We start from the raw sequence: 17,209 nt of genomic DNA, 5'->3' as shown, positions 1-17,209 counted from the left end.
AAAGCGAGAAGGCCTAGCGAGCGCAGCAACTCAGCAGCCGCTCCGCAACCGTGTCGCAGCGGCGAGAAGGCCTAGAAGACCCGGAACAACCTAGACGTCGTAGCTCTTTGCCTCACGGTTGTAGTAGGAGTCCAGGTACAGCTCCTTGATCTCGGAAATCAGCGGATAGCGTGGGTTGGCACCGGTGCACTGATCGTTAAAGGCCTGTTCGGACATGGCATCAAGCGTATCAAGGAAGTACTTCTCGTCAACGCCATAATCCTTAATGGTTTCCTTAACGCCGATGAAAGCCTTGAGCTCTTCAATCTTTGCGATGAACTTCTCAAAGACCTCCTGGTCGTCCTTGCCCTCAACGCCGCAATAGCGTCCAGCTTCAGCGTAGCGTGCCAGTGTATGCGGGTGATCATACTGCGGGAAGGTGCCCATCTTGGCCGGACGCTCGGAAGCGTTGTAGCGCATGACGCGAGTCAGGATGACGGCGTTTGCCCAGCCGTGCGGAATGTGGTGGAAAGCGCCCAGCTTGTGCGCCATGGAGTGGTTCACGCCAAGGAACGCATTCGCAAAGGCAAGGCCACCAAGGCAGGAAGCGTTAGCCATGTGATCGCGTGCCTCAACGTCATTGGGATTCTCATAGGCACGCGGCAGGTAATCAAAGACAAGCTTCATACCGCGCAGTGCCATGCCGTCGGTGTAGTCGGAAGCCATCATGGAGACGTAGGCCTCAAGGCAGTGCGTCAAAACGTCAATACCGGAAGCGGAAGTCAGACCCTTAGGCTGCGTCATCATGTTGTCGGTATCAACGATGGCCATGTTGGGCATGAGCTCGTAGTCGGTAACGGGCCACTTTACGCCGGTGTCGGCATCGGTAATGATGGCAAACGGCGTAACCTCGGAACCGGTACCGGAAGAGGTTGGGATAGCGACGAAAAACGCCTTCTTGCCCATCTTGGGGAAGTTGTAGACACGCTTGCGGATATCCATGAAGTCCGCAGACATGTCCTCAAAGTTCTCGTCCGGGTTCTCGTACATGGACCACATAATCTTACCTGCATCCATGGCAGATCCACCGCCGATGGCGATAATGCAATCGGGCTCAAAGGCGCGCAGGCGAGCAAGACCTTCAAGAGCGCACTGAAGCGTTGGATCGGGAGCGACATCCCAGAACGAAGAATGAACGATGCCCATCTCATCGAGGGATTCTTCAATCTTCTTAGTGAAGCCGGACTTGTAGAGGAACTGATCGGTAACGATGAAGGCACGCTTCTTGTCGTAGACATCCTTGAGCTCACGTAGAGCAACGGGCATGCAGCCCTTCTTGAAGTAAACCTTCTCGGGAGTACGAAGCCAAAGCATGTTTTCACGCCTCTCTGCAACAGACTTGTAGTTCAGCAGGTGCTGGGGTCCAACATTGCCGGAAACGGAGTTGCCGCCCCATGTGCCACAGCCCAGCGTCAAAGATGGCGTCATCTTGAAGTTGTAAAGATCGCCGATGCCGCCCTGAGAAGAAGGCGTGTTAATGAGGATACGGCAGGTCTTCATGGCCTCGTAGTGCTTTTGGATCTTCTCGGTCTCGTTAACATCAACGTAAAGAGAAGATGTGTGACCATAACCACCGTCGGCAACCAGACGCGCGGCCTTAGCGAGTGCGTCGTCAAAGTTCTTAGCGCGATACATGCCGAGAACCGGAGAGAGTTTCTCATGCGCCATCTCTTCAGAAGGCTCGACAGACGTAACTTCACCGATAAGAACCTTGGTGCCCTCGGGAACCTTAACACCAGCGGTCTCGGCGATGAAGTGAGCGGACTTACCCACGATACCGGCATTAACCGCACCGTTGATGATGACGGTCTTGCGAACGGCGTCGAGCTCCTTGCCCTTAAGGAAGTAGCAGCCGCGCGCAGCAAACTCTTTCTTAACCTCATCGTAGACGCCGTCAAGAACGGTCACGGACTGCTCGGAAGCGCAAATCATACCGTTGTCAAACGTCTTTGAGTGAATAATTGAGTTGACGGCAAGCTTGATATCGGCAGTGTCATCAATAATGGCAGGGGTGTTGCCGGGGCCAACGCCAAGCGCGGGCTTGCCCGAAGAATAAGCGGCGTTGACCATGCCGGGGCCACCGGTAGCCAAAATGATGTCGGCGTTGCCCATAACAGCCGCCGTAAGCTCAATAGTGGGGCTTGGGACCCAATCGATAATGCCCTTGGGGCAGCCTGCCTTCTCGGCAGCGTCACGCACGATGCGGGCGGCCTCAATGGTGCAGCCCTTCGCGCGTGGGTGCGGCGAGATCAGGATGGCGTTGCGCGTCTTAAGGGCGAGAAGAGATTTGAAAATTGCCGTAGACGTGGGGTTGGTCGTAGGAATAACCGCCGCGACAATACCCATAGGCTCCGCGACAACCTTATAACCGCCAGCTTTGTCTTCCTCAACAACGCCGCATGTTTTCATATGCTTGTACTTGTTGAAGATATACTCGGCAGCATAGTGGTTTTTAATAACCTTATCCTCCATGACACCCATGCCGGTCTCTTCAACGGCCATGCGTGCGAGAGGAATGCGCGCCTTCTCGGCGGCAAGAGCGGCCTCATAAAAAATCTTGTCGACCTGCTCCTGGGAAAATGTTGCAAACTCTGCCTGTGCCTCGCGCATCTCTGCGAGACGAGTGTGCAAAGTCTCAACATCCTCAATCTTTGTTGCTTTCTTTGTCATCTGGTCCCCTCCTGGACTAGGTACAGACATCGTACAAATTATAACAGCGTTCGCCGATAAATATGCGCCGCTGACCGACAATTCTCCGTTTAAATATGCGGAGCCAGTCGACAATGCTCCGTTTTATAGCACAAGCTTCAGTATTTGCTGCTTAGGGTCCGTATCGTTGGCTTCAAGTCGGCGCCAGATACCGGGCTGATCTTGAGTCTGAACATCAATAATCGGACCAAAGCCGCCGATAAGCTGCGTTGAGGAAATCTTGAATTGCTCGGTGTCTTTGAGCCCCGGATACCTGAGTTGAACCACCTTGGGATGCGCGCGCAAATACGCCGCAATCACTGCCGCGGCGTCGTTTGCGCGGTGGCGAGAAGTACGTCGAGCTTCTCGAGCCTCGTCCGAGCCGGGAGCCGCTTGCACGCTGTCAGCATCCACCGCCGCCGTTTCAACTACCTCGGCAATCTGTGGATGAGCGTGTTTGGCAATGCCCACGACTACGAAGCCGGGAAACCCCGGATCTGCGTCAACGGCAAGCCGCGCGCCTAAACGACACGCCGGACTGAGCTCGCAGCCAAATCGGCGCACATCAGCTATAAGAAACGGCGTGGTGGCGGGCGTGGTGGCGGGCGTGGCAGCATCGTTTTCGCGCAGCGCTGCTAACTCACGCGCGCGGCCTTTGATATCCGCCACACAAATGGGGTTTCCAAAAAGAGGTTCCACAAGCTTAGCGCGCCATTGACATAGAGGCGCGAGCCCCTCCGGCATTGCAGCTTGCACGTCTTTCAGGAGCGCGAGCCCCTCCGGCCTTGCGGCTTGCCCGCCCTTCTCGCCCTCAACGGCACAAAGCTGTGACACAAGTGCTTCCCATACAGAAAGGGGAACAAGCCGGCAGTGGCCTGTTCCCATATGCGTTGCGTACTCAGAGAGAATTTCGCGCGTTGTCTTAGCCAAGGCGCTCGTCATTCTCCTTTTTGACGCGCGTGATAAAATCATCAAGCGCACTTGGAGTGGTCTCGTTGGTGCGGTCGCGAACGGAGATATTGCCGGCCTCAACTTCTTTCTCGCCGATAATCAACATATACGGCACGCGATCTAGGGAGCGAGCCTCGCGAATCTTGTAGCCAATCTTCTCGTCTCGGTCGTCAACCTTGACGCGGATACCGGCCGCCTGAATCGCGTCAGCCACCTGGTGCGCGTAATCGCGTGATTTCTCGGACACGGGAAGTACCTTGACCTGGCAGGGAGCCAGCCAAACCGGGAACTTGCCCTCGTAATGCTCGGTCAGGATACCGATAAAGCGGTCGAAGGAACCAAAACCCGCGCGGTGAATCATGATAGGCTGCTTCTTGGTACCGTCAGTGTCAACGTACTCTAGCTGGAAGTTATGCGGCAGCTGGAAGTCAAGCTGAATGGTGCCGCACTGCCAGGAACGTCCGAGGCAATCGGTGAGGTGGAAGTCAATCTTAGGTCCGTAGAACGCGCCGTCACCCTCGTTAAGCACATATTCGATGCCCATAGACGCAAGCGCATCCTTGAGACCCTGCTCGGCACGCTCCCAATCCTCATCAGAGCCCATTGAGTTATCGGGACGCGTAGAAAGCTCAACGCGGTACGGGAAGCCAAACTGCGCGTAATAAGCGGTAATCAGGTGCGACGCGTCAGCAACCTGCTCGGTAATCTGATCGGGACGAATGAAAATGTGGGCGTCGTCTTGGGTAAACTCACGCACCCGAAAGAGACCATGAAGAGCGCCCTTCATCTCGTAGCGGTGGTCAAGTCCGGCTTCGGCAAGCTTCAGGGGCAAGTCGCGATACGAGCGCGGTCTATTCTTATAGATAAGGCAGGCACCAGGGCAGTTCATGGGCTTGATAGCGAAGTCCTCTTCATCCACCGAGGTGGTGTACATGTTCTCCTTATAGTGATCCCAGTGGCCCGAAGTTTCCCATAGAGAGCGGGAAAGAATCTGCGGCGTCAGAACTTCCTCATAGTTGAACGCAACCATCATTTCGTGCCAGTAGTCGGTCAGCGCGTTGCGAACCGCCATGCCGTTAGGAAGCCAGAACGGCGAACCCGGACCGAAGTCGGACATCATAAAGAGTTCCATCTCACGGCCGATCTTACGGTGATCGCGCTTCTCGGCTTCTTCAAGCATCTTCAAATGCTGCGCAAGCTCGTCTTTCGTAGCAAATGCCACACCGTTCACGCGCGTGAGCATCTTGTTGTTCTTGTCGGCCTTCCAATACGCGCCCGAGACGCCCGTCAGCTTGAACGCCTTGACGCCCTTGGTGTAGAGAAGGTGCGGTCCCACGCACATATCGATGTATTCGCCCTGCTGATAAAAAGTGATGCGCTCGGACGGATCAAGGTCGCCAATATGCTCTACCTTGTACTTCTCGCCGCGCTCCTCCATCAGCTTGATAGCCTCGTCACGAGGCAGCTCAAACGTCTCAATCTTGAGGTTTTCTTTGGCGATTTTTTTCATCTCCGCCTCAAGGGCTGGGAAATCCTCCGTGTTTATTTTGGCGTCGCCGAGGTCAACGTCGTAGTAAAAGCCGTTCTCAGTGGCAGGACCATAAGCGAACATTGCCTCGGGATACAGACGCTTGATGGCTTGAGCCAGCATGTGAGCTGCCGTGTGCCTGATGACATGCAACTCTTCGGCGGCGTCAGTAATTTCTCCTACGTGGCCGTCGTTATAGAGAACCTTCATATGAAACCTTCCTTAGGTAGTACTTTTCTCGCAATATCACGCGATATTCGCAGTATCAAAGAGTTTGAACAAGCTTTGGCGAGAAGGGCGCGAAGTCTGAGCAGGCATACATAACGGCGCCTGCCCAGCCTGTAAAAGAACTGCGGGCAGACGCCTCGATAGTCTCTGTCAGTCGTACGTGTAAGAACATATGCGCTTACTGAATGCGCGTACGGCAATACGGGCAGACCTTCCAATCCGCATTGAGCGGACGGTGGCAGGTTGGACACACATTGCGTACCTGCGTGTTGCAGATAGGACACACGATAAAGTCGCGGTCAATAGGAGCCGAGCACTTGGGACAAATGCCGTAGTGCGAAAGCTGATGCTCACGAAGGGCGATGTCCAAGTCTTGCTCCTCACGGTCAATGAGGTAGCTGCTAGGACGCAAAATGACATACGCCAGAAGACCCACGATAGGAACGACCGAGATAACCGCCCACATCCACCATGGCTCAGCGCCGCGGCGTTGAGCGTCGCGAATGACGTAGATAATGGAAAGGATGTAAAGCATAACCACGCAGATGACCATGAGGTAGAGAACCATACGAACCTCAGGGGTGATGATCTGGTCGAGAATTTCCTGCATCTCGGGAACTCCTTAGAATCGATTCGAAGCTGTGGCGGGCTACGGGTATGGAATGAGAACCACAAGCGCATCTATCGTAAACCAAAATAGAGCGGATAGTCACAAGAATAAAGAATCTGCGTATAAATTGGAGACTTCGGTCATGACTCGGATAAACCCGAAGCGATGCACGAGGAGTCTCTATAAGGTGAGCTTTTTACCTGAAGCTGCGTTCTATTTGAAGCTGCACTTCCCCTAAAGGAATAGCACATACAATTCCATAAAGGGACATTCCCAGCAGGAGAACTGCAATTATAACCACTATTCCATGAAGGCATCCGTTGTGAACCTCAGCCTTTTTAACGGTTATCTGTACATAGCTATAAATCAAGAAAGCAGCAGCCATAAAAGCTACCACATAATTTGGCGCCATACGCATTATGCTTCACCGTTTATTTACAAAATTTATTCCAAAACGCAACCCAGCTGCTGTGCTCTTCTCGCTGGTCAACATAGGCAAATGTTTCCTCATCGTACCAATCGAGATTAAGGATGTCGTCAATTGTTTCCGGAACAAAGAAATTGAAGAATTCCTTTTTAAATGAGCTTCCGTATTGGAGATAATACGAGCCTGCCATTTTTACAAAGTTCTTTCTCTTCACATCCTGCGGTTTATATGCAAGCGCTTCACCAACCTGACTCAAATCAGGACTGACTTCAAGAAAAACCAGGCTTAGGTCGCTTTCCCTATAACCAAGTATAAAGTTTCGGTATTTATAAGAAACCGTGCGAATTACAGCAAAGTTAGCTCCGCCGATATCTTCTGAATACGCATAGACTATTGCATACTCCGAGCCGTTATCGATTTTTTTATCAAAAATTTCTCTCATGAGCTTTTTATTTTCGTCACTTCTTGCCGCATCCAGCTCGGTTGCTTTTTTACTTCCTCCAAATAAATCGAATAATCCCATTTCAATGTCCAATCTTAGGTACTGTTTTTTACAACGTTGCGGATTATAACATTTTTGCGTATTTTCAATCCATGAACTGCACTTACGCGTTGGATGTCCCTCAGGCAAAATCTCCCACAAGCGCTGTCACTTCTCCCGCCAGTGTAATGGTGCCACAAGCCACATATGACTCATGCTTAAGAGCGCGCACGGCGGCGCCTACCGTAGGAAAGACGGACTCCACCTGCACTCCAAGCTCTCTATATATCTCCGCGAGCTCTTCGGCCGGAAGTGCGCGCTTTGACGCCGTTTGCGTCACTATCACGGCGGGAAACTCCTTGGCTAGAAGATTGGCGATACCGCGAACATCCTTATCAGCCAAGACAGCCGTCAAAAGTTTAGGACGTCGATGCACATCGGGCTCAAAAGCGCGAATAGCCGAGAGGAACGTTGCTACCGACTGCGGGTTATGCGCCGCGTCAATAAGTACTAGTGGATCTGGACGCAGCAGCTGAAAGCGGCCGGGCGTAGGACAGCTGATTGCAGCGGTATACGCCTTGTCCGCGTTGAGTGGCCGACCGAGAAAATCTTCGGCCACACAGAGAGCCAGCGCGATGTTTGCCGCTTGATAGCCGGGCTTAAGTGTCGCGAGATCCGCATAAACAGCACGAGGCGTTGTTAGCGTCAGTTCAAGCGGAAAGCCCAGGCGCGCGGGGCGCTTGGTGACGGCAAAGGTTGCAAGCGGAAGGTTGGCATGCCGTTGCACAATACCTTCCTGCATCTCCCCTGCCACATCGCGGGCGTCGGCCGCGCGAAGCAGCGTCGGCGCTACGCCCTCTTCAGCGGCGCGGGAAAGAAAGACCTCTTCAACACTGGCAGGTGTCGCCGTTCCAACGCCAAGCACGCAGGTGCGTCCGCGTTTGATGATAGCGGCCTTCTCGCCTGCGATTTTTTCAAGCGTATCGCCTAGAATGCGTGTGTGATCAAGTCCTATACCAGTAACGGCTACGGAGACGATGTTTTGCGCCGCCGATGTAGCGTCCCAACGGCCGCCCATGCCGCATTCCAACACCGCAACATCAATATCGGCTTCTGCGAAAATCGTAAGCGCGGCTACCGTCAGCAGGTCAAACTCGGTAATGTCATAGGGGCGTTTACCTGCAGTGGCGCGCGCGTTATTCACGCGTCTGCCTGCGGTAACGGCCGCCGCAATGCCATGCCCAAACACCGCTTTTGTCACAGGGACGCCCTCTACCTCCATGCGTTCGGTAAGACTCACCAGCTCAGGAGAGGTATAGAGCGCTGTCTTAAGACCTTCTTCGCGTAAAAACGCCGCCGTGTAGCGAGACGTTGAAGTCTTACCGTTAGTACCCGCGATCTGCACACTCTTGAAGCACGCGTCAGGATTTCCCAATTCAGACAGCATGTCCACAACGGATTCAAGTAAAGGCTGGATGCCGAATTTCTTGGTAGCCTGAAGTACGGCCACGGCTTCATCATAGGTGTAGTCGCTTAACTCAAACGGTACATGATACGACATGAAACTCCCTACAGACCCAAAAGACGCATAGCTTCAGCGCGGGTCTTCTCGTTGTCCTTGAAAATACCTCTGACCGCCGAGGTGAGCGTCAGTGCGCCTGCGCTTCTGACGCCACGCATAGTCATACAGGTGTGTTCGGCTTCCATTACCACCAGCACGCCCAGCGGATCAAGTTCGCTCATCATAGCGTCGGCCACCTGGCCGCAAAGACGCTCCTGCACCTGCAGACGGCGAGAATACCCCATCACGCAGCGGGCAATTTTTGAAAGTCCTGTAATGCGGCCTCCTTTAGGGATGTAGCAAACGTGCGCCTTGCCAACAAACGGTAAAATATGATGTTCGCACGTAGAGGAAAATGGGATATCGCGAACGATCACCATCTCGTGGTTGCCCTCTTCGTGGAATTGCTTGCGCAAATGAGCGGCAGGATCTTCCTGCATACCGCTGAAGAGCTCCGCGCACGCGCGGGCGACCCTGTCGGGTGTCTCGAGAAGTCCTTCGCGCTCGGGATCCTCGCCAATAGCCACGAGAAACTCCTTGACCGCAGCGCGAACGCGTGCCTGGTCAAGAGGGGCAAACTCCGCAGTGTTGTCGGTTCCTTCTATCGTTTCCGCCACGAGGCTTCCGTCCTTTCCGCTGTCCCATGCGCGACTCTCGCCGCTCTCGTCGCTTTCTCCGCGGCTCTTTCCGCGGCTTCAATGACGTGTTTGGCGAGAATAGCGGTGGTCACGCTGCCGACGCCACCAGGAACAGGCGTATAGGCAGCCACAATATCTTTGATTGCCTCCGTATCAACATCGCCGACAAGTCTTTGCGATTTTTCATCCCAGTTGATACCTACGTCAATGACTGTCTGACCGGAAGAAACGTGGTTAGCACCGATCATGTGAGCTTGGCCTGCGGCCACCACGAGCACTTCCGCTTCGCGGGTAATGGCCGACACATCAACGGTGCGGCTATGACACACCGTCACAGTAGCGTCACGCGCAGTCAAAAGCGCCGCTATGGGACGGCCAATGACGTTTGAGCGGCCTACAACCGCAACACGAGCGCCGGTAATCTCAATACCGTAATAGTCAAGTATGGCGATAACCGCCTCGGCCGTGCAGGGCGCCAGCGCATCAGGTCTTCCGGTAAGCGTGGCAAGCAGCATTGAATCGGTGGCACAATCAACGTCTTTGCTCGGAGAAAGGAGTGCGAAAGCACCTGCCTCGTCAATCATTTTTGGAAACGGTCGCAGGGGCAGGCAGGCGTGAATGTGCGGGTCCGAAGAAATATCACGGATTGTCTCGTCAACGTCGTGCTGCGACGCATTGCGTGAAAGCGCTATCTGTCTCACGGCAATGCCAATCTTCTCGGCACGTTTGAGGGCTGCCCGCTCATAGGCCAGATCGTCAGCGCGTTCGCCAAGACGAAGTATGGCCAGCGTAGGAAGTATCCCCCGCTCGGCCAGAGCGGCAGCTCGAATGGAAAGCGCTTCCGTAAGCGCCGCGGCAACGGGAGCGCCACGCAACTCTTCGGCCATTATGCCTCCCCTTGCAAATGCTTGCTCACATGACGGCTCAAAGCTTCCGCACGCGGAATCCATGTGTCCATGAGAGCCGTGGCTTGTTCGTTAACCGATGCCGCATACGCACGGTCTTGCATTGAGCGCGTGTTGACAAAGACGGTATGAGAGGCCGCTTCCAGAGCGCCGCGTGAAAGCGCCGCACCGCAGCCGACGTCGGAGAGCAAGAGTCGTGAACCTTTGACCTGCATTTCTTCAAGCAGCGCAATGGTTTCACAAATGACTTCCATAACCCTGAGAGGCGGTTTAGCGGCCGCTATGAGTGCCTCTTCAATACGTTGAGCTCGAGAAGGGTCATCCTTGGAGATGGCAAAAGCGTCAGACACCAAAAGAAACTGACGTGAATCCTCATTGACCAGTTCAAGAAGTTCCCGGCGCAGACGCTCAGCGCGGGCGCTGTGGGAAACCAAGTCTTTTTCATAGGCGGCATAACGGGGCTTGCCCACCGCAAAGGCGCCGGCCATAGATGCCAACGCGATTCCCAAAGCGCCAGTCATTGCCGCCGCACCACCACCTCCGGGAATGGGTTCCCGGGCGGCAAGATGTTGCGCGTACTCTTCACAGGTATAGCTTGTGAAATTGACTTCTTCGGGTCTTTCAGGAATCGTCATCAGAACAGACCTACGATTCGTCCGTCATCAAGCACGTCAATATTTTCCGCTGCGGGTTTTTTAGGCAGACCCGGCATGGTCATGATGTTGCCGGTAAGACACACCACAAAACCCGCACCAGCGGAGACGCGCACGTCTCGCACGGTAATGCGGAAATGTTCAGGCGCGCCAAGTTTGGTCTGGTCGTCACTAAAGGAATACTGCGTCTTTGCCATGCAGACGGGAAGTTCCCCAAAGCCCAGCTCCTCAAGCTGCTTTATCTGTTTTGCCGCCGAGGGCGTAAAGTCGGCGCCATCGGCATGATAGATTCTCGTGGCAATAGCCTCAACTTTCTGCGCAAGGCTCTCATGCAAGTCATAGGCGTACCGAAGCTCAACGGGCTTCTCGCACAGGCGAAGCACTTCTTCTGCCAGCGCCAGGCCCCCTTTACCACCTTTTTCCCAAACCTCGGAAAGCGCCACGCTCACACCGTGCTCTTTGCACGATTTTTCAATAAGTGCCAGTTCAGCTGAGGTATCTGTAGGAAACGCGTTGATAGCCACCACGACAGGCAGTCCATAGACCTCCTGAAGGTTATCAACGTGACGGAGCAGGTTCGGAAGACCAGCTTCAAGCGCGGCGAGGTTCTCGGCTTCCAAATCTGCCCGGGCAACGCCGCCGTTGTATTTGAGGGCGCGCACCGTAGCCACCAACACCACCGCATTCGGGGCGAGATTCGCCTCACGGCACTTGATATCAAGAAACTTCTCGGCGCCCAAATCGGCCCCAAAGCCCGCCTCGGTAACCACATAATCCGCCAGGCGCAATGCTGTTTGAGTCGCCTCCACAGAGTTGCATCCGTGAGCAATGTTGGCGAAGGGTCCTCCGTGCACGAGCGCCGGCGTATGTTCAAGCGTCTGCACCAAATTAGGCAGCAGCGCGTCTTTCAAAAGCGCGGTCATGGCGCCTTCAGCATGGATATCGTGAGCTGTCACCGGGTGCCTGTCAAAGGTATAGGCAACAATCATCCTGCCCAAACGTTCTTTGAGGTCACGTATGCCAGACGCGAGGCAGAACACCGCCATAACCTCGGAGGCCACCGTAATATCAAAACCGTCTTCACGAGGCATCCCGTCCGCAATACCACCGAGTCCGTCCATCACATGACGAAGTTGTCGGTCATTCATGTCAACGCAGCGTTTCCACACCACGCGGCGTGGATCAATTCCCAGCTCATTGCCCTGTTTGATATGGTTGTCCAGCAGGGCGGCGCATAGGTTGTTGGCGGCGCCAATAGCATGAAAATCGCCGGTAAAGTGCAAATTGATATCCTCCATGGGAACAACTTGCGCGTACCCGCCTCCCGCAGCTCCCCCCTTGACGCCAAAGACAGGCCCAAGCGAGGGTTCACGAAGCGCCAGCATTGCTTTGTGTCCGGTTTGATTCAGCGCGTCAGCCAAGCCAACTGAGGTAGTTGTCTTGCCTTCCCCTGCCGGGGTCGGATTGATAGCGGTGACCAAAATAAGTTTGCCGCAAGCGGGCTTGTCGGCCAGTGCGCGGGAGTTGATTTTCGCCTTATAGCGGCCATAGGGTTCGAGAAGATTCTCGGAAATGCCAGCTCTTCTCGCTACCTCAACAATAGGAAGCAACGGCGCCTCTTGGGCAATCTCGATGTCAGACTTGTGCTGGGACACAACGGCTCACCTCATTTACGAAAAATCAGCGATTTGCTTCTTGAACTGTTCCACAAGGGTTTCAAGCTCAGCGGCGCGCAAACGCTTCTTCTCGATGACGTCAGGTGCGGCCTTGGCAACAAAGCCCTCGTTGGCGAGGGTGCGTTTGACGCCGAGAAGCTCTTTTTCAGCGGAAGCAAGATCTTTCTCAAGACGTTTTGCTTCAGCCTGCAAATCAACAAGATCGCCCAGAATCACATACAGTTCAAGGCCACCTTCAGCAACGGAAACGGAACCTTCGGGCTTTTGTATGTCCCAACCGATGTGTAACTCAGAAATGCGACCGACGCTTTGCATGAAACTGACCTGGCTCTCGAGCGCAGCAGTATCCTTTGCTGTTGCGCGAACCGCCATTTTAAGCTCGGTCTTTGGCGACAAACGATACCTCGCCCTCGTTGAGCGAGCCGCAGAAACAACAGTCTTTGCAAGTGAGAAGTTATGTTCGGCCTCGTCATTAATGAAGCGAGCAAGCTCTTGAGGTTCTGGCCATTCGGCAGTCATCAAAAACGTTGCATCATGGTTGAACACGCCCGATGCAGGAAGGGAGTCCCAAACGCTCTCTGTCACAAATGGCATCACAGGATGCAAAAGGCGCATAGACACGTCCAACACAAATACAAGGTTTCGCTGAACTTGAAGGCGCTCTTCAGTATCTCCGTTCAAAAGCCGAGACTTGCAAAGCTCAATGTACCAGTCGCAGACATCGTTCCAGAAAAATGCCTGGATGTTGCGGGCATAATCGCCAAAACCGTAGGATTCCAGCTGTTCTGTCGTCTCCGCAACCACGCGAGCAAGACGCGAAAACATCCACGCATCTTCCGGCGTTTTAGCCTTTGGCTCCCCCGGCAGATACCCATCAAGGTTCATCTGCACAAATCGGCTAGCATTCCAAATCTTGGTCACAAAGGAGCGAGCCTGATCTGTGCGCGGGGACTCAAGAAGCTCCTTGGTCTTTTTATCAAGAACGGCGTCAAACTTGACGTCTTGATTGTTGGTAATAAGCGTCAACAGGTTATAACGCATAGCATCGGCGCCGTACTTGGCAATAAGATCCATGGGATCTACGCCGTTGCCCTTTGATTTTGACATGCGGCTGCCGTCTTTAGCCAGGATGGTGGCGTAGATGTACACATCATGAAACGGAATCTCATGCGTAAAGTAAAGCGAGCTCATAATCATGCGTGCCACCCAAAGAGCAATGATATCGCGAGCGGTTACCAGTACCTTTGTGGGATGGTGGCCTTCCAGCTGCTCGGGATGTTCAGGCCAGCCCTGCGTGGCAAAAGTCCACAGCTGCGAGGAGAACCAGGTATCCAATACGTCTTCATCTTGGTGTACGTGATGGCCGCCACACTTGGGACAGACATCGGTATCCTCCATAAGAGCGTCTTGCCAGCCACAGTCGTCGCAGTAAAAGACCGGAATACGATGACCCCACCAAAGCTGCCGGGAAATGTTCCAATCACGAAGGTTATCCATCCACGTGAGATAGGTCTGTGTCCAGCGCTCGGGATGGAAGGTTACGTCTCCTTTGCGAACCGCCTGTGCAGCAGGTTCTTTAAGCTTATCAACGGCAACAAACCACTGCTCGGAGAGCCATGGCTCAAGCGTTGTGCCGCAGCGATAGCAGTGCATGACGGAGTGCTCAAGGTCTTCGATGTGATCGAGAAGGCCATGCTCCTCAAACCAGGCTACGATAGCCTCGCGTGCCTGGTCGCGATCCATGCCGGAAAACTCACCGTAGCCATCAACAACTACGGCGTGTTCGTCGAAGATGTTGATCTTCTCAAGACCATGCGCCTCCCCCATGGCAAAGTCGTTGGGGTCGTGTGCCGGAGTAACTTTGACAAAGCCGGTACCAAAGCCGGCATCAACGTGCCAATCCGAAAAAATGGGAATCTCACGGCCCACGATGGGCAGCACGACCGTCGCACCTACCAGAGCAGCCTTCTCGGGATCCTGGGGAGAGACCGCCACACCCGTATCGCCAAGCATTGTCTCGGGACGTGTGGTAGCAACCGTAATGTAGTCAATCCCGTTGACAGGCTCTTTCAGCGGATAGCGCAGATACCACAGATGGCCCTTCTCGTCAGCATATTCCGCCTCGTCATCGGAGATGGACGTTTCACAATGAGGGCACCAGTTGACGATACGCTTACCACGATAGATAAGGCCATTGTGATACCAGTCCACAAAGACCTTACGCACGGCGCGGGTATACTCCGGCGACATCGTGAACTTCTCGTCGTCAAAGTCAATGGAGCAGCCCATGCGCTTAATCTGCTCGACGATGGTGCCACCGTACTCACGCGTCCAGTCCCAGCAGGCTTCAACGAACTTCTCGCGACCAATCTCCAGGCGAGAAATACCTTCGGACTTCAGCTTTTTGTCGACCTTTGTTTGCGTGGCAATGCCCGCGTGATCGGTGCCGAGGATCCAACGCGTGGAATAGCCGCGCATGCGGCTGTAGCGGATATACGTATCTTGAATGGTGTCATCCATAGCATGGCCCATGTGGAGAATGCCGGTAACGTTAGGTGGCGGAATCACAACGGTGCGATCTTCTGTGCCTTTGCTACGGCCATAGCAGCCGGCTTGTATCCATTTTTTAATGAGCTCAGGCTCAGCAGCCTGAGGGTCATACGTCTTGGGCATTTCTTCCACGGTATATACGCCTTTCACGTGCTTTGAGTAACGTTGATGTTAGATAACAATCCTGTCAACTATTGCACAATATATTGTACTGATGTACCTGAATCGAACAGCTGACTATTATTTCAAATTTGACCCGACAGCATAAGGGGCCTTTTGGGGCTTCTCGGCGGCTCCCTGGGAGTTTCTTGAGGCTTTTTGCAGCATGCTCGAACTTATCGCCCGCCGGCATTGTTACTGAAAAATTAACATAATTGCAAAATGACTTTTCTCTTATGTGCCCGAAACTATCATTTTCACCAGTCAGAAGAGATACAAGGCACCTGGGGAGGATATCTCATGAAGACTGACGCAAAAACGATAGAATCATCCACGCATCCTACCAGCAATGTTTCAACAATAAAGAAGCAACTCGTTAAAAGTCTTTTCTGGGATAACAAACTCTCTCTCTTTGGCGGACTGTTTTTCTATGTCCTACTCTTCTCGACAACGGTCTTCAGCCCTTATATAGCTTCGAGTATCGTTAATGCTGCCGTTGCCCAATCAGTCGGCGATATCTTCTTCTTCATTTTTCTGGACATTCTTATGACGATCGTCATTATTCTCATCAGACTGACAACAAGACGGCTCGTTCCAAAATTCATATATCAAGCTTGTACGAACTATCGCAACACCGCTTTCAAGTACCTTCTCAATAAGAAGATCAGCACCTTCGAGGGAGGAGGAGGCAGTGATTATGTCTCAGCTTTTACCAATGATATTTACTCGATCGAAAGCTCTTATCTCGAAAAGCTGTTTCTTCTGGCTGGAAAGAGCGTTGCCTTTGTCATAGCTCTTGTCATACTTTTTGTACAGAGCATTCCTCTTGCAATTGTAGCTATACTGTCTTCGATCGTTCCCCTGTTGGTAAGCATTACCCGACTTGGAGACAAACTTGCCGCAGATCAAAAGAAAGCTTCTGACAGCGCAAGCACGTTTGTAGCCCAGATAAGCGATCTTATCAAAGGCTTTCCGCTTATCAAAAGCTTTGATGCAGGGGCTTCGGCATTGAGACTCTTCGATCTTGATAATAAGCACCTGGAAGAAGCGAAGCAGCACTATCGCAGATCAGATCGCCTCATCTCGCTGGTAAGCGTCGCTGCCTTTGATATTTCCCAAGGCGCCGTACTGGGCTTTGGTGCCTATCTCTGTGCAACTAACCAGGGTGTCACCCCCGGCGGCATTTTCATGGCAGCTCTTCTCATGGGCTATATCGGCTTACCTATGGAAGAAGTACCTCCTGTCATCGCAGCCCGTAAAGCTTCCTACAAGCTCATCGATAAACTAGCTAGGCTTCTGGCAGAAGAGGCAGATGAAGAGGGAACTGCCTCTCTTTCTCCTGTTGAGAAGGCTATTTCTCTTGACCGCATAACGTTTGGCTACGAGAAGGACACACCGGTCCTCAAAAATCTTACTGTCACGTTTGAAGCTAAGAAGAGTTATGCCATCGTGGGTACCTCAGGATCCGGCAAATCTACGCTGTTGAGCCTGCTCATGGGCGGCTATCCTAGCTACACAGGCAGCATTTTCTACGATTCTCTTGAACTCAAAGACATCAGCAGGAAGTCCCTGTACCAAAACGTCTCATTGGTACAGCAAGAAAACTTCCTCTTCAATGCCTCCATCAAAGATAACGTCACCATGTTCGGTGATTATCCTGAAGACGCCATCATGGACGCCTGTAACCGTGCTGGTCTTGCCGAATTCATTGAGAAGAACGGTCTTGACTACCACTGCGGCGAGGGTGGTTCCAGTCTTTCCGGCGGAGAGCGGCAGCGCGTCTGCATTGCCCGAAGCTTGCTGCGAGGAACCGATGTTCTTCTTCTGGACGAAGCTACTTCAGCCCTTGATCATGCGACCGCCGATCAGATCATCAGCTCTATAGCAAACCTTACAGACACCACGCGCATTGTGATCACACACAACCTGGAGGAAGCACAGCTTACAAAATTTGACGAGATCCTGGTGATGAAGGACGGCCGCCTCGTTGAGAAGGGCACCTTTGACGAACTTATAGCCCATGACGAGTACTTCAAGGCTCTGTATACCCTTGAGCAGTAGGATAAAACTGTATGCTTAAAAGGTATAATAAACAGCAGTTTTTTCTACCCAAGG

The 17,209-nt window shown here is 53.2% G+C and carries 12 protein-coding genes; 1 reads left to right on the top strand and 11 read right to left on the bottom strand.

Annotated features, from left to right (window positions below):
• Window positions 1-90: 90 nt before the first annotated feature.
• The 11 genes from adhE to HMPREF1527_RS01190 form a co-directional block, all read right to left on the bottom strand.
• Complete coding sequence (gene adhE, locus HMPREF1527_RS01245; RefSeq protein ID WP_016476885.1) at window positions 91-2,709, bottom strand: bifunctional acetaldehyde-CoA/alcohol dehydrogenase; 2,619 nt, start codon at window positions 2,707-2,709, stop codon at window positions 91-93.
• A 123-nt stretch (window positions 2,710-2,832) separates the two neighbouring features.
• The gene (locus HMPREF1527_RS01240; protein ID WP_156825440.1) at window positions 2,833-3,657 is read right to left on the bottom strand and encodes a PLP-dependent transferase; all 825 of its coding nucleotides are present in this window, start codon (window positions 3,655-3,657) and stop codon (window positions 2,833-2,835) included.
• On the bottom strand, window positions 3,650-5,416 hold the full coding sequence (gene thrS, locus HMPREF1527_RS01235; RefSeq protein ID WP_016476883.1) for a threonine--tRNA ligase: 1,767 nt from the start codon (window positions 5,414-5,416) through the stop codon (window positions 3,650-3,652). Before thrS ends, HMPREF1527_RS01240 begins: the two co-directional genes overlap by 8 nt.
• 196 nt (window positions 5,417-5,612) lie before the next feature.
• The gene (locus tag HMPREF1527_RS01230; RefSeq protein WP_003148160.1) at window positions 5,613-6,044 is read right to left on the bottom strand and encodes a zinc ribbon domain-containing protein; all 432 of its coding nucleotides are present in this window, start codon (window positions 6,042-6,044) and stop codon (window positions 5,613-5,615) included.
• A gap of 431 nt (window positions 6,045-6,475) precedes the next feature.
• Window positions 6,476-7,114, bottom strand: a complete 639-nt coding sequence (locus HMPREF1527_RS01220) for a hypothetical protein (RefSeq protein WP_232209514.1) — start codon at window positions 7,112-7,114, stop codon at window positions 6,476-6,478.
• Complete coding sequence (locus HMPREF1527_RS01215) at window positions 7,095-8,513, bottom strand: folylpolyglutamate synthase/dihydrofolate synthase family protein (RefSeq protein WP_016476880.1); 1,419 nt, start codon at window positions 8,511-8,513, stop codon at window positions 7,095-7,097. Before HMPREF1527_RS01215 ends, HMPREF1527_RS01220 begins: the two co-directional genes overlap by 20 nt.
• A gap of 8 nt (window positions 8,514-8,521) precedes the next feature.
• The gene (folE, locus tag HMPREF1527_RS01210; RefSeq protein ID WP_016476879.1) at window positions 8,522-9,130 is read right to left on the bottom strand and encodes a GTP cyclohydrolase I FolE; all 609 of its coding nucleotides are present in this window, start codon (window positions 9,128-9,130) and stop codon (window positions 8,522-8,524) included.
• On the bottom strand, window positions 9,115-10,038 hold the full coding sequence (locus tag HMPREF1527_RS01205) for a bifunctional 5,10-methylenetetrahydrofolate dehydrogenase/5,10-methenyltetrahydrofolate cyclohydrolase (protein ID WP_016476878.1): 924 nt from the start codon (window positions 10,036-10,038) through the stop codon (window positions 9,115-9,117). The genes folE and HMPREF1527_RS01205 overlap by 16 nt, the downstream gene beginning before the upstream one ends.
• Entirely contained in the window at window positions 10,038-10,691 is a 654-nt protein-coding gene (locus HMPREF1527_RS01200; protein ID WP_016476877.1) for a cyclodeaminase/cyclohydrolase family protein, read from the bottom strand. The genes HMPREF1527_RS01205 and HMPREF1527_RS01200 overlap by 1 nt, the downstream gene beginning before the upstream one ends.
• Window positions 10,691-12,364 (bottom strand): formate--tetrahydrofolate ligase, encoded by a 1,674-nt coding sequence (locus tag HMPREF1527_RS01195; protein WP_016476876.1) that lies wholly within the window; start codon window positions 12,362-12,364, stop codon window positions 10,691-10,693. The genes HMPREF1527_RS01200 and HMPREF1527_RS01195 overlap by 1 nt, the downstream gene beginning before the upstream one ends.
• A gap of 15 nt (window positions 12,365-12,379) precedes the next feature.
• The gene (locus HMPREF1527_RS01190; RefSeq protein ID WP_016476875.1) at window positions 12,380-15,067 is read right to left on the bottom strand and encodes a valine--tRNA ligase; all 2,688 of its coding nucleotides are present in this window, start codon (window positions 15,065-15,067) and stop codon (window positions 12,380-12,382) included.
• Between the two features lie 327 nt (window positions 15,068-15,394).
• On the opposite strand from HMPREF1527_RS01190, the gene HMPREF1527_RS01185 reads away from it, so the two are divergent.
• Window positions 15,395-17,155 carry an ABC transporter ATP-binding protein gene (locus HMPREF1527_RS01185; RefSeq protein ID WP_016476874.1) on the top strand — a complete coding sequence of 587 codons (1,761 nt, stop codon included), beginning with the start codon at window positions 15,395-15,397 and terminating at the stop codon, window positions 17,153-17,155.
• Window positions 17,156-17,209: the final 54 nt, after the last annotated feature.

The organism is Atopobium sp. oral taxon 199 str. F0494 (assembly GCF_000411555.1).
GTDB lineage: Bacteria > Actinomycetota > Coriobacteriia > Coriobacteriales > Atopobiaceae > Lancefieldella.
Note: the sequence above shows the minus strand (reverse complement) of the source record. Positions and strands in the feature narration are given on the sequence as shown.

Excerpts from the sequence above, each read along its gene's own strand:
- adhE (WP_016476885.1), bottom strand. The coding sequence starts at position 2,709 with ATGACAAAGAAAGCAACAAAGATTGAGGATGTTGAGACTTTGCACACT.
- thrS (WP_016476883.1), bottom strand. The coding sequence starts at position 5,416 with ATGAAGGTTCTCTATAACGACGGCCACGTAGGAGAAATTACTGACGCC.
- HMPREF1527_RS01230 (WP_003148160.1), bottom strand. The coding sequence starts at position 6,044 with ATGCAGGAAATTCTCGACCAGATCATCACCCCTGAGGTTCGTATGGTT.
- HMPREF1527_RS01215 (WP_016476880.1), bottom strand. The coding sequence starts at position 8,513 with ATGTCGTATCATGTACCGTTTGAGTTAAGCGACTACACCTATGATGAA.
- HMPREF1527_RS01205 (WP_016476878.1), bottom strand. The coding sequence starts at position 10,038 with ATGGCCGAAGAGTTGCGTGGCGCTCCCGTTGCCGCGGCGCTTACGGAA.
- HMPREF1527_RS01200 (WP_016476877.1), bottom strand. The coding sequence starts at position 10,691 with ATGACGATTCCTGAAAGACCCGAAGAAGTCAATTTCACAAGCTATACC.
- HMPREF1527_RS01185 (WP_016476874.1), top strand. The coding sequence starts at position 15,395 with ATGAAGACTGACGCAAAAACGATAGAATCATCCACGCATCCTACCAGC.